This window comes from Rhizobium phaseoli (genome assembly GCF_003985125.1).
In the GTDB taxonomy this organism is placed as follows: Bacteria; Pseudomonadota; Alphaproteobacteria; order Rhizobiales; family Rhizobiaceae; genus Rhizobium; species Rhizobium phaseoli.
Genome location: NZ_ML133565.1, coordinates 264,863 through 277,467, shown reverse-complemented (window position 1 = coordinate 277,467; position 12,605 = coordinate 264,863). Strand labels below are relative to the sequence as shown.

Genomic DNA, 12,605 nt, shown 5'->3' with positions numbered 1-12,605 from the left:
GCGGACGACATGCAGATGCGACATTGGGATCGCAGAGGGGACGGCGGCCTCACCTTTACGGAACTCGGATTTGGCACCGCGCCGCTCGGCAATCTCTATCGAGCCATAAGCGATGAAGAAGCAACAGCCGTATTGGATGCAGCTTGGCAATATGGCATTCGTTACTTCGACACCGCACCGCTCTATGGGCTTGGCCTTGCGGAAAGGCGAGTCGGTCGTTTCCTCGCGAGGAAAAAGCGGGAAGACTGCGTGGTGTCGACAAAAGTAGGCCGGATAATGAAGGTCTGCCGACCCGATGAGCGGACCGGCATCGGCAAATTCTTTGATACGCCCAGTCGCAGGGAGATTTTCGACTACAGCTACGATGGAGTCATGCGATCGCTGGAAGCATCCTTCGAACGCACGGGTCTCGACAGCTTTGATATTTTGTTCGTTCACGATCTCGACGTGTTCAACCACGGCACGCCGGAAGCCTGCGCCCATTACTTCGAGCAATTCATGACCGGTGGATATCACGCACTGATCTCGTTGCGCGACCAGGGCGTCGTGAAGGCCATCGGCGGCGGGATCAACGAGTGGGAGATGTGCCAGACGCTAGCCGAACGAGGAGATTTCGATCTGTTCCTGCTTGCCGGACGCTACACGTTGCTTGAGCAGGACGCGTTGGAATCCTTCCTCCCAATGTGCGAAGCCCGCAATATCGGCATAGTGCTCGGCGGTCCGTATAATTCCGGCATCCTCGCCACAGGGCCGATTTTCGGCGCACAGTACAATTATTCCGACGCCCCGCCAGGGATCCTCGACAAGGTTCGGCGAATAGAGCAGGTCTGCCGAGAACACAATGTCGCTATGGCAGACGCCGCTCTCAACTTTCCGCTCTATCATCCAGCTGTCGTTTCCGTCATCCCCGGTGGCCAGTCGGTTGATCAGGTAACATCTAACCAGCGCGCGCGGAACACAGCCATTCCCCGCGAGCTGTGGGAGGAACTGAAAGCGCTTGGTTTGATACGGGTTGACGCGCCCGTCCACGAAGTCTCTGGTCGCTGACTCCTCACAGGCCAGGCAGTCGCTGGGATGACAGGCAGTCCGATCGCAACCCCTGCTCTCTCCGCGCGGCGAAGACCGTGCGTCGCATCATCCGACCTAGGTCCTATCTCCGGAACAATGCGTGCCGCGCCGCTTTTCTGGTTCACCTGTGAAAAAGGAGAACAGCATGAAAAGCATTATTCTCGCAGCGGCAATCACCTGCATAGCCGGCTCGGCCTTTGCGGACGGCGCCGTCACCGGCATGGTCGGAGGCGCGGCCACCGGCGCCATCGTCGGCGGCCCGATCGGAGCTGGTGTCGGCGCAGTGGTGGGTGGCGTGACGGGCAGCGTGATCGATCCTCCGCCTGCCCAGGTGATAACCTACGTCGAGCAGGCCCCGGCCCCGGCGGAACGGGTGATCGTCCAGGAACCGGTGAAGGTGGGCGTCGCGCTGCCTCCTGATGTCGTGATCAGTGAAGTCCCCGACAATCCGAAATATGGCTACGTCGTGATGGGACAGCAGCGCGTCATCGTCGAGCCGCAGACCCGCAGGGTCGTGCAGATCATCGAGTAGTGGCATCCGGCGGTTTAAGAGTGACAACTCCCCCGGATGATTGCGGGCGTCGGCTTAGCCGACGCCCGCTTATTTTGACGAGTGGGAGGTTAGCGCGACGTCCACCCGGGGCTAGGCGGTTTAATAAGCCTCAACTAATTTACGCTTAAGTTTTGGTTAAAATGCGATTCACTTTGTTTGCAGGTGAGTTGAGACGTTTCGGCGCTTGAGGCGTTAAGTCGCCATGCAGCAACAGACCTACCGCCAATGGCAGATCGCCGCCCAAAACGCGACAAGTTTCCGCGCCAAATTCAATCTGGCGGCGGAGATAGTGAAATCTGAAATATCGTCTCGCGAGATCCGGCGAGCCGCCCGGCGTGTCGTTCGCACGCTTGAGACCGTGATCGATCTCCCGATCGCCAGCGCCGAACTCCTGAGAAAGGCGCATGAGCGCTTCGGAGCTTTGACGGAACTCCTGCTCTCAGCCACCGATCTTACGGCCAGCAACGAAAAGAACTACCCGGAGCTTCTCACTCCCTGCATTGGCCGCGGCAGCGAACCCGTCTAACTTAACCGTAATAGCCGGCAGACTCAGCCCCGAGCCCTTCGACCGGCGTAACTTTCTCGGCATCCACCGTGTAGTGTCGGCTGCAGATGCCGCCAGGAAACTCATGGCGACACCCGCGACAAGCCGACGCCTGTTACCGGCTTGGGCGCTGAACAAGCCCAGCTTAGGAAGGGACAGACCTCTGGAAGACTCTCGCCAGCCGCTCCGCGAATTTTCGGGGATCTTCCGGCCGGTCGCCGTCCAGAATGCGCGCTTGGTCGAGCAGCAAGAATGTTGCGTCCTCCTGATAGGAGGCATCGTTCTCGACCGCTGCGATAGCTCTGACCAAAGGATGGGCCAGGTTGATTTCCAGAATTGGCTTGGCGGCGCCTTGGAGACGACCTGCATTCTGCAGAATCTTTTCCATCTGCCTGTCATAACCATCCTCCGGCGCAACGAGGCAGACTGCGCTCTCCGTCAGCCGGTCGGATGCACGGACATCGGAGACTTGACCGGCCAGTTTCTCCTTGGCGAAGCCGATGAAGATCGCCAGGCCGGCGCCATCCAGTTCCTGCGGTGTTTGACCATCGGTGGTTGGAAAGCCAGCAAGATCCGCAGCTCCTTGCGTGATGGACTTGAATGCCTTGCCTTCGAACTCCGGTGCATTCACCGCCCAGAAGCTGTCGACCGAGTCGGTCAACAGCAGCACTTCGATGCCGCGCGCCCGAAAGCCTTCCAGCTGTGGCGATGCCTTCAACTGGTCGAGGCTGCTACCCGCAAGATAGTAGATGGCATTTTGGCCTTCTTTCGCGTCTTTGACGTATTCAGCCAAGGAACGGTAGCCTTCGGCCAAGGTCGAGGTACGAAAGCGCGCAAGCGCCATCAGTTGCGTGCGCCGCTCGTAGTCTTCGTAAATGCCTTCCTTCAAGACAGCTCCGAAGTTCTCCCAGAACTTGAGGTAGGTGTCCGGCTCGCTATCAGCCATTTTCTCGATCGCGGTGATGACCCGGTTTGTGACGCCTTTGCGGATCGCCGCCAGGATCGAGCTTTCCTGGATCATTTCGCGAGAAACATTGAGCGGCAGATCAGCCGTATCGACCAAGCCCCTGACAAAGCGCAGATATCTCGGCATCAGTTCCGCGTCGTCGGTGATGAAGACGCGCTTGACGTAAAGCTTCATCCTCCCCTTGCGATCCGGGTCAAACATGTCGAACGGCTGTGTTCCAGGCACAAAGGCGAGAGCCGTGTATTCATGCCGGCCTTCGGCACGGAAGTGCACGGTAAGGACCGGTTCATCGTATTGACCGGACACGCCGCGGTAGAAGTCGGTATATTCTTCCTTGCTGACTTCGCTCTTCGATTTTGTCCAGAGCGCGGTGCCGTCGGTAATCTCAACCGGTTCGCTGCCCGGCTTTTCGATAAGCCGGATTGCGACGGGAACATGGCCGGATTGTTCTTTGACGATCCGCTCGACAGTCCACCTGGAAGTGTATTTCTTCGCATCCTCCATCAGATGCAGGACAATGCGCGTGCCGCGCTCTGGCGCCTCGGCAAGATTTACCGCAGCGACGCTGTAACTCCCCTTGCCGTCCGAGGACCATTTCGAGGCCTCCTCCGAGCCGGCGCGGCGGGAGATCACGTCGACCCGATCCGCGACCATGAAGCAGGAATAGAAGCCGACGCCGAATTGGCCGATCAGTTGAGCGCCTTCACCGGCTTTGCGCGCTGCTATGCGATCCATGAAAGCCCGGGTCCCCGACCTCGCAATCGTCCCGAGGGCCTCGATCATTTCGTCGCGCTGCATCCCGATGCCGTTGTCCTCCACGACGAGCTGTCGGCTCTCGTCGTCCAGCGACAGCGTGATACGGCTCTCGGCATCTGATCCCAGCAGCGCCGGTGCCTCGATCGCCTCATAGCGAAGCTTCTCGCAGGCATCGGCTGCATTCGAGATCAATTCGCGCAGAAAGACGTCCTTGTCCGAGTAGACGGAGTGGACCATCATATGCAGAAGGCGGGCGACATCGGCCTCGAAGACGTGGCTTTCGACATTCTGTTCGACACTTGTCGTCATGCTTGGTTTCCCCAGAAGATACGGATTTTTCCGCCGATCAATTGGCGAAACCGGGCGCAAAATTCAAGGGCTGAAAGCAGATGCGAGCGCGAAGCACTCGGCTCCGCTGCACTGCCCGAGCCTTTGACAGGCGGCGCCAATCTCAATGGCATATGTCGCTCTTCGAACCACGCCGATTGGCAACGGCTGCGGCGGGAACTAACTCCGCGTTGTGCGGTTGGTAGGCAAGTCGAAGCTCTCTTCGCCAAGGAGCATGCCATGGCAATCTTTTCCGCCAGAAATCGCGACGCGACCGCCTATCCCATACAGTCGCTCTTTATCCCATTTCCCTTCGTCTGCTTTACGCTCGCGCTGGCGACCGATATCGCCTTCTGGCAAAGCGGCAATCTGCTATGGCAAAACTTCTCAGCTTGGCTGCTGTTTGCCGGCCTGGTTTTCGGAGGGCTTGCAATTCTAGTGGGAGTCTTCGATCTGCTGCGTCCGCGGACTCAGCCTTTGCGGCCGACCTTCCTATCCGCCCTCCTATACCTATTGATATTGGTGCTTGCGGTCGCAAACAGCCTTGTGCATGCCGGCGATGGCTGGACCGCAGTGGTCCCCTACGGGCTGGCGCTATCGGCTGTCACGTTCGTCTTGTGCCTGGTGACTGCGGCCGTGTCTGCCCGCAAGTATGCCCGACTGGCCTGGAGAGTGTGATGATCAAGACCCGAATCCTCCGCGCGTCGATCCTGTCGCTAGCGAGTAGCATCGGCCTCACGGCTTATGCGCAGAGCGACAATTTCGATATTTCCACGCAGATCGGACCTAATCCGGTGCTGCCCGAGCCGGCCATGTCTCTGCTCGCTGATCTGAAGGTGGCGGAGGTCGTTGGTTGGAAAGGAGGCGAGACGCCGGCGGTTGCGGACGGCCTGAAGATTACTGCGTTTGCCAAGGACCTCGCCAATCCGCGCACCGTGCACACCCTGCCGAATGGTGACGTGCTGGTCATTCAATCCCGCGGTCCATCCGGCGAGCAAAAATCACGGCCAAAGGATTTCATACGGGGCTGGATCATGTCGATCGCTCATGGCGATAGTGGCGGCCAGCAGAAGGAAAGCAATCTGATCACGCTGCTGCGCGACACGAACCGTGACGGCATTGTAGACGAGAGGCACGATCTCCTGAGAAAATTGGAGTCGCCCTTTGGCGTGGCGTGGATCGACAACACGCTTTATGTCGCCTCGACGAGCGCCATTCTCGCCTATCCCTATTCGCTTGGGCAGAATGAGATAACCGCTCCGCCGAGACTGTTGACGCCTCTGCCAGGCGGCCCGATCAACCATCACTGGACAAAGGATCTTGCGCTCAGCCCGGACGGAAAGGTGCTGTACGTTTCGGTTGGCTCGAATTCGAACATCGTTGAAAACGGCCTCGAAGCGGAAAAGGGGCGCGCCGCGATCTGGCAGGTGGACCGAAACACCGGCGCCGCGCGCGTTTTCGCCTCGGGCCTGCGCAATCCAAACGGCCTCACCTTCAATCCCGATACCGGCGTCCTCTGGACTGTCGTCAATGAACGTGATGAGCTGGGTCCGAACCTGGTTCCCGATTACATGACGTCGGTCAAGGAAGGCGGCTTCTACGGTTGGCCCTGGAGCTATTATGGCAAGCACGTCGATGCGCGCGTACACCCGTCGCGCCCTGAGATGGTCGACAGGGCGATCCCGCCGGATTATGCCCTGTCCAGCCACGTCGCGGCCCTCGGGCTGACCTTCTCCAAGAATTCGGCGCTGCCGGCCGCCTATGCCAACGGCGCCTTCATTGGCGAGCACGGCAGCTGGAACCGGGACAGCTTCAACGGCTACAAGGTGGTCTACGTGCCGTTCGAAAATGGCCAGCCCTCCGGCAAGGCGCAGGATGTGGTGACGGGTTTTATCAAGGGGGATCAGGCGAAGGGACGGCCAGTCGGCGTCGGCATCGACGGCACCGGTGCACTGCTTGTGGCTGATGATAGCGGCAACACCGTATGGCGCGTGGCTTCGGCCGATGGCAAGGTCACCCCTGAACCGATCGCTACCGAGCAGGTTTCGATAAATGCTGAGGCCGCCGCACCCCCTGTCGGCAACAATCCCGCGGTCGGAACCGAAACGACAGGATCAACTGCTCATCCCCCGACGCCGCCGGCCGCGCCCGGAGCGCCTGCAACCGATACCGAAGTGAGCCCTGGGAAAGACGACGCGCTCCAGCCCCCGCAGATGCAGATCGCCCCAGCGACAGGCCCCTAACTCTGACGGAGTGCTGGACAGAATTGTGGACGGTGATCGCTGCGCCGAGGGCGGGATGAAGCTCGGGCGCCTAGATTTGCCCGAGCTCTAATTCGCCATGTGCACGATGCGCAGCCTGGACCCCGTCCCGGTCAGTCCTCCTAATCGACCCGCTTCAGGTCTTTGGGAACGCCATATCCCGATCCGTCGTACCGCAGCCGGTGTTTGCGGATCGTCGTCTTATCTTCGCTGTTGCAATCATTATCCGTTCCGACCCTGTTGACGGATGTCGTCGTTTTCTCGGTGACAATGATGTCGGCAACGGTGTCTTTGGCTGACGGAACCATCGAAAGCGTGCGCGTGGTTTCGCTAAACTCACCGGCGCAGACGGTATCCCATTCTCCGTGACTTTCGCGAACGACAACGTTGTCAAGAATCGGCTTCAGCCCATCACCTTCGATCGCGAAGAGCCATAAGGTCGTTTCACCGAATGGGTTGGCGCGCGAACTGCCTTCCCGCGAAACACGCAGGCCGAAAGCCGTTCTCTTCGGAGCGAGCTGATAGCGTGCGGTGTCGAGGGCGACGCTTCGCACACGAAAGGCGTCGTCGGACATGAAGCCGTCAAGACGCAGCCGCTGCCTTACTTGCAGGTTGGTGCTGTCGACGACGAGGAGTTCGATACCACCTTCGTTTTCCGAATCCGACTGCTCTGTCATCAACGGAACCGCAATCAGCGTCAGCTGGGGCTGCGCCGGCCAAGCCCGGCAGATCACCGCATGCGGATCGTCATCGACACTGTCGCTCCTGGATAGCGTGATGGTTGCCCCTTCGAACAGAAGAGTACCATCATCGGCATTTGTCGCGCTCGGGTAAGCATGTCGAATAATGTCTGCCGCACGGCCGACGCAATCATTCTGCCCCGCCAATGCCGCCGGAGCGCCAAGCCCGATCAGGACGACCGGCGCGAAGAACAAGGTTCGGATGTTCGAAAACCGCTTCATATTGATCCTCAGCAAACCAGCCATGCAAAGCGTGACTGCAGCATACGGATCGCACCAAAGCCAGGCGCACGTCAATTCTCGACCAGACGGTCGCTTCCGCCCGTGCGAGCAGCTTCGAGATGGCCAAAGGGTCCTCGACCACCCTCTTTCGGATCGATATCGCGTTCGAGCGCAAAGGATCCCATCTGCGAAAGAACGCCCAGATATTCGATGAAGCCGCCGATTGAAAAATGCGTGGCGGGGTCTCACCGACGAGGCGGGAAATGCGAGATCACCGAGAGCGAGAGGACGGGCATCCGCCGGCAGCAAGACGGCAATCGGCCGGCTACTCGAAGACAATGAGGCTTGCCGGAGTTGGCGGCATCGGTTTGACCATGACACCCGCAAGGCCGGCCAGTCTTGCCATCTCAGTCAGCTCACTGTGCGTATAAGCCTGCCCCGACGGCGTGCCAGCGAGCATCTCCCAGGAAAACGCCGCGGGAAAAGGCGGTGAAACCTGATCTTCGTTCGGCACGAAATCAACCGCGACGATCCGACCATCCTCTGCAAGGCTCGCGATGATCTTTCGCAACAGTTGAGCGCATGTCGGCATATCGAAGTGGTGCAGGAAGTTTGGAAGCAGCACGAGGTCATATCCGGTGCCCCAGTCGACATCGAAAGCATTGCCGGCGACCGTCCGATATCGGTCAGCAACGCCGGCTCTTTCCGCATTCTGCCGCGACAACTCCAATACAGCCGCCCAGTCGACGGCGACGATTTCCGCCGACGGAAAGACCTTGGCAATTTCGATCCCGAACAGGCCCGGACCTGAAGCAATATCCAGAACTTTTCTGGGAGGCTTGCCCCAGCCGGAGATTTCGCCGGCCAGTATTTTGGCACTGAGCCCGGTAAAGGAGCCCATACCGCGCGCAAACTTCAACCAGACGGGATTATCTGCAGACAGGTTCGCAAGCCCGGCCGATCCGCCATTTCGAACGACGGCGGCCGGATCACGCAGAAAATTATCCAGGACTTCGGGAGCGGCGACGAACTCGACGGCGGAGCCCATATAGGCCGGTGAATTGCGATCGAGGAACATTCTGGTCGAGGGCGTCATTCGGTACTCGCCGCTCTCCTTTGTCAGGAAGCCATGGACCACGAGGTAGTCGCACAGGATGCGCGTCCCACGCTCCGAAGCGCTCATTGCCGACGCCAGGGATACTGCCGTTTTGCCCTCGCCGATATGCGTAAAGAGATCGAGTTCGATAGCCGCCCTGATCGCCGCCGTCTTCCGGCATGCAAAGAGTGCATCGACCACGAGTTCCGGCGACACGACACCGGCATGGGTGTCCTCGACATCTGTTTCCATAGCATCCCCCAGAGCACTCGACCAATCTGCCTGGCCGCGCCAGCCGCGGAAATTATGCGTACATTCACATATTCTACAATACGCACCCAGCTAACCCTATCGGGTGCTGCCCTGCTGACCGAACGGCCCAGCCGAGCCGCATCTCCGCTTTATACTGACGGGTGTTGAAGCTTCAGACGACAATGCCGCTCGGCATGCTCTGTCGGATCGTCGCTCGACGAAATTCCTCGCGTGCCGTCATGGCATCGTGCCATAGCTGTTTAGTCCCTCAGTTGTCTCGATGACCCGATCTCGCGCGCGTGTTCAAGCCGCCTGTATGGGTTATTCGGATCGGGTGTGTCGAGGATAGAGCGTTCGACCCCTATGTGGACGAACTGGTTCAGCAAAACATGAATAGCCATTGTTCAGGATACCCCGACAGCTGACCTTATTGCAATGGGTTCAGCCGAAGCCATCAGTACGCGAGATTGTCGCCGTGCTGATAGTATGTGAATGCGCTGCCGTCGTAACGGTACGCATGACGGTTGGTCGCTATCCACAAGGCGTTATCAGACACGCTGTCGAGGCTGATGACCTGCGTCTTGCCGTCCAACTTTTCGCCCGTAAGCAGCCTCACGCGAGAGCCTTCGAGCACATAAAGACAGGTGCCTAAGTAGATCCTCCCTAGGAAGCTGCGGACCGACCAGATGTAATCACCGGGGAAAAACTCCCCCAAACTGCGGAAACCATCACGGGCATTGCCTATCAAAACAGTGCCGTCTTCGCCCACGACCAGCAGTTCGTCGGCCGTTCGTTCGCTGGCCAGCGCGGCACCCCAGACAAAATCGTCATTCACGCCGGAAAAATGCGGCGGCGTGTTCTTTTTGAGGAACCGCGCGATCCGCAGCCGCGACGAATGAAGCATGGCTGCCTTCAACCTTTCATATCTCTTAAGGTGGAACCAAGTCCTTCACTCATCTCTTCGATCGAAAAGGATTCTGAACCAATGCGGGTGAGCAAATGACGGTGCACATCAAACGAATCTACGAACCGAAGCAAGACAAGGACGGCATCCGCATTCTCGTCGACAGGCTCTGGCCGCGCGGACTGAGCAAGCAGGATGCGGCAGTCGATCTCTGGCTGAAGGAGGTCGCGCCGAGCCCGGCGCTGCGCCGCTGGTTCGGCCACGATCCCGCCAGATGGACAGAGTTCCAGCGCCGCTACCAGGGCGAACTCGAAATGAACGCGTCGGCCGTAGAAGAACTCGAACACCAGATCGGAAAATCGGACGCAACGCTTCTCTATGCGGCGAAGGACCTGCAGCACAATCACGCGATCGTGCTGCAGCGGTTCCTCGGCAGAAGCTGAAACATCGGCGCCCGACGCCGATGAAAGGCTGCCCCCTGCGTAAAAATTTCCGGGAACCTTTTCGACGGATCTGCATCCAATGCCTGCTTCCAAAGACGCGCCGGCGCCGCGGAAGGCATTCGCAAGACACAAGGGAGACGGATCATGTTGAAACAGATTTTCGGTGCAGCGCTGATAGCGGCCTCGCTCGGCACGATTTCACTCGCCGCCGATGCCAAGCCGACCGACCCTCAGATCGCCCATATCGCCTATACGGCGGGGCAGATCGATGTCACCGCCGCTGAACAGGCATTGAAGAAAAGCAAGAATGCCGAAGTCATCGAATTCGCCAAGACCATGGAACGCGACCACAAGGCCGTCAATGACCAGGCGCTCGCCCTCGTCAAGAAGTTGAAGGTGACGCCCGAAGACAACAAGATCAGCCAGTCGCTCTCGGCTCAAGCAAGCAAGGAGTTGAAGACGCTTGAGGCTCTCGACGGCGCGGCCTTCGACAAGGCCTATGTCGAAAACGAAGTCGCCTACCACAAGTCGGTCAATTCAGCGCTGTCCACGGTGCTGATCCCATCGGCTCAGAACAAGGAGCTGAAGTCGCTCCTGGAAACGGGCCTGACCCTGTTCAAGCAGCATCAGATGCATGCAGAGCATCTTGCCTCGATGATGAAGTAGGTTTGCGATGAAGCTGCCGATGAAATCGCTGCCGCTGCTGTTTGTACTTTGGGCCGGGGCAGCATCGGCGGCGGAATATCAGGTCACCATCACGGGCATGAAATTCAGTGCGACGCCTGCCGAACTGCATGTCGGCGATGTGATCGTCTGGCGAAATGATGATATATTCCGGCATACGGCAACGGCGCGTGACAAAAGCTTCGACATCGATCTGCCGCCGAAATCGGAAAGCCGCCTGACGATCAGCCGAGCGGGAGCGGTCGATTTTTACTGCCGCTTTCATCCCGCCATGACGGGTACACTGGAGGTCCGGCCATAGGCCGGACTCCTGGAAACACGGAGCAGCGAAGATTTCCATGACAGCCATTCCGGTTCCGGTCACACGACATCGACCGCTTCTATCGGCACTTGCCGACGCCGACCTCCTGCCGCTGGCAAAAATCGGCGACGAGGTCGCCATCCGCGCCATCATCCAGCGTCACAATCAGCGCCTGTTCCGCACCGCGCGTGCCGTCATCCGCAATGATGCGGAGGCGGAAGATGTCGTCCAGGCGTCTTACATCAAAGCCTTCGCCAGCCTGTCGGCATTCCGGGGTGAGGCCGAGCTTTCGACGTGGCTGACCCGAATTACGCTCAACGAGGCGCTGGGCCGGGTCCGCGCGCAAAAGAACACCACCGGACTGGAGGAAATCGACATGCAGGCGACGTCGGCGGGTGGCCAGGTCGTGCAGTTTCCGTCCTCGCTATCGGCGACAGATCCGGAAACCGAGCTGTCGCGAAGCCAGGCGCGGCAACTGCTGGAACAGGCGGTCGACGAACTGCCGGATGACTTTCGCGCCATCTTCGTGCTGCGGGATGTCGAGGGCATGAGCACCTACGAGGCCGCATCCTATCTCGGCATAAGACCCGAAACCGCCAAGACGCGGCTGCACCGAGCGCGGAAGATGATGCGCCAGTCGATTGAAAAACGGCTTTCCGGCGCCTTCTCGGCGCTGTTTCCCTTCGATGGCGCCCGCTGCGCTTTCATGGCCGACCGCGTCGTCGCGGCGCTTCGCCAGACCTCCTGATACGGAAGAATGCCGCCATATGGACGGAGCGCCCATGCTATGAGGCGAGCGCCTGCCTTACGCCGGCGAGGCCGCGGCGCAGGAACGGGTCCGAGTGAATATAGAAAAACTGCACGCCCTTTTCCCGCCAATGCGGCAGTTCCTCGGCGGTCACGAGCGTACCGGCAATCTTGCCTGCGGCGCGGATCTTCCCAACGGCGCGGGCGACCTCGTCCGTCACAGCTGCCGGGCGCGGCTCGCCGAACGGCGGCGCTGGCGGATAACCCATATCCTGGGAGAGATCGCCGGGACCGATGAAGAACACGTCGATGCCATCGACACGAAGCATCTCGTTCAGATTGGCGATCGCATCCTGCGTCTCGACCATGGCGATCACCAGCCGCTTGTCGTAATCCGATGGCAGGGCATAACGGACGGCATCGACAATCGCACGCGCCTGTTCTGATGTCTCGACCAGCGGCACCATGATCCCGTCAGCGCCGGCATTCAAATAGCGGATGATGACCGGACGTTCGTGCGAATGCGGGCGCACGATTGCAGCGCCGCCGACCGAGCGGACGATCTGGGAGGTCATCCTGACATCCTCGAAGCTCCAGGTGCCATGCTCGCAGTCGACGAAGACCGAATCCGCACCCAGTTCCACCAGCCGGGCGGCCAGGCCCGAAGAGGAGTGATGGGGCGTAAACATCGAGATGGCTTCGCCGGCCAGCAGCCGGGCGCGCAGCTTTGCGCCGTTCAT

14 protein-coding genes are annotated in these 12,605 nt (G+C 59.5%); 9 read left to right on the top strand and 5 right to left on the bottom strand.

Features of this window, described 5'->3' with window-relative positions:
• The first annotated feature begins 9 nt into the window (after positions 1 to 9).
• The 3 genes from EFD56_RS01300 to EFD56_RS01290 all read left to right on the top strand — a co-directional run bounded on the left by EFD56_RS01300 (position 10) and on the right by EFD56_RS01290 (position 2,147).
• Entirely contained in the window at positions 10 to 1,047 is a 1,038-nt protein-coding gene (locus EFD56_RS01300; protein ID WP_126904444.1) for an aldo/keto reductase, read from the top strand.
• A gap of 166 nt (positions 1,048 to 1,213) precedes the next feature.
• Entirely contained in the window at positions 1,214 to 1,600 is a 387-nt protein-coding gene (locus EFD56_RS01295; protein WP_029531801.1) for a DUF1236 domain-containing protein, read from the top strand.
• 223 nt (positions 1,601 to 1,823) lie between these two features.
• On the top strand, positions 1,824 to 2,147 hold the full coding sequence (locus tag EFD56_RS01290; RefSeq protein ID WP_085744617.1) for a hypothetical protein: 324 nt from the start codon (positions 1,824 to 1,826) through the stop codon (positions 2,145 to 2,147).
• Positions 2,148 to 2,310: 163 nt separating this feature from the next.
• On the opposite strand, the gene htpG is transcribed toward EFD56_RS01290, so the two are convergent.
• Complete coding sequence (gene htpG, locus EFD56_RS01285) at positions 2,311 to 4,197, bottom strand: molecular chaperone HtpG (protein WP_037146348.1); 1,887 nt, start codon at positions 4,195 to 4,197, stop codon at positions 2,311 to 2,313.
• Positions 4,198 to 4,455: 258 nt separating this feature from the next.
• On the opposite strand from htpG, the gene EFD56_RS01275 reads away from it, so the two are divergent.
• Positions 4,456 to 4,893, top strand: a complete 438-nt coding sequence (locus EFD56_RS01275) for a DUF2231 domain-containing protein (RefSeq protein ID WP_037146350.1) — start codon at positions 4,456 to 4,458, stop codon at positions 4,891 to 4,893.
• Positions 4,893 to 6,458: a PQQ-dependent sugar dehydrogenase gene (locus EFD56_RS01270; protein ID WP_037146352.1), complete on the top strand. Its 1,566-nt coding sequence runs from the start codon at positions 4,893 to 4,895 to the stop codon at positions 6,456 to 6,458. The genes EFD56_RS01275 and EFD56_RS01270 overlap by 1 nt, the downstream gene beginning before the upstream one ends.
• A 140-nt stretch (positions 6,459 to 6,598) precedes the next feature.
• Here the strand turns inward: EFD56_RS01270 and EFD56_RS01265 are convergent, their stop codons facing one another.
• From EFD56_RS01265 to EFD56_RS33070, 3 genes are all read right to left on the bottom strand, one after another.
• The gene (locus EFD56_RS01265) at positions 6,599 to 7,411 is read right to left on the bottom strand and encodes a PA3715 family protein (RefSeq protein WP_245440542.1); all 813 of its coding nucleotides are present in this window, start codon (positions 7,409 to 7,411) and stop codon (positions 6,599 to 6,601) included.
• Positions 7,412 to 7,763: 352 nt separating this feature from the next.
• Positions 7,764 to 8,786 (bottom strand): class I SAM-dependent methyltransferase, encoded by a 1,023-nt coding sequence (locus EFD56_RS01260; RefSeq protein ID WP_037146356.1) that lies wholly within the window; start codon positions 8,784 to 8,786, stop codon positions 7,764 to 7,766.
• A 454-nt stretch (positions 8,787 to 9,240) separates the two neighbouring features.
• Positions 9,241 to 9,690: a hypothetical protein gene (locus EFD56_RS33070; RefSeq protein ID WP_010011249.1), complete on the bottom strand. Its 450-nt coding sequence runs from the start codon at positions 9,688 to 9,690 to the stop codon at positions 9,241 to 9,243.
• Between the two features lie 95 nt (positions 9,691 to 9,785).
• Between EFD56_RS33070 and EFD56_RS01250 the strand changes: the two genes are divergently transcribed.
• From EFD56_RS01250 to EFD56_RS01235, 4 genes are all read left to right on the top strand, one after another.
• Entirely contained in the window at positions 9,786 to 10,133 is a 348-nt protein-coding gene (locus tag EFD56_RS01250; RefSeq protein ID WP_012490098.1) for a DUF488 domain-containing protein, read from the top strand.
• A gap of 144 nt (positions 10,134 to 10,277) precedes the next feature.
• Entirely contained in the window at positions 10,278 to 10,799 is a 522-nt protein-coding gene (locus tag EFD56_RS01245; RefSeq protein ID WP_004672022.1) for a DUF4142 domain-containing protein, read from the top strand.
• Positions 10,800 to 10,806: 7 nt separating this feature from the next.
• Positions 10,807 to 11,118 (top strand): cupredoxin domain-containing protein, encoded by a 312-nt coding sequence (locus EFD56_RS01240; RefSeq protein WP_037114234.1) that lies wholly within the window; start codon positions 10,807 to 10,809, stop codon positions 11,116 to 11,118.
• A gap of 37 nt (positions 11,119 to 11,155) precedes the next feature.
• Complete coding sequence (locus tag EFD56_RS01235) at positions 11,156 to 11,866, top strand: RNA polymerase sigma factor (protein ID WP_004672024.1); 711 nt, start codon at positions 11,156 to 11,158, stop codon at positions 11,864 to 11,866.
• Positions 11,867 to 11,903: 37 nt separating this feature from the next.
• Here EFD56_RS01235 and EFD56_RS01230 read toward each other — a convergent pair whose 3' ends face one another.
• Complete coding sequence (locus tag EFD56_RS01230) at positions 11,904 to 12,605, bottom strand: HpcH/HpaI aldolase family protein (protein WP_126904443.1); 702 nt, start codon at positions 12,603 to 12,605, stop codon at positions 11,904 to 11,906.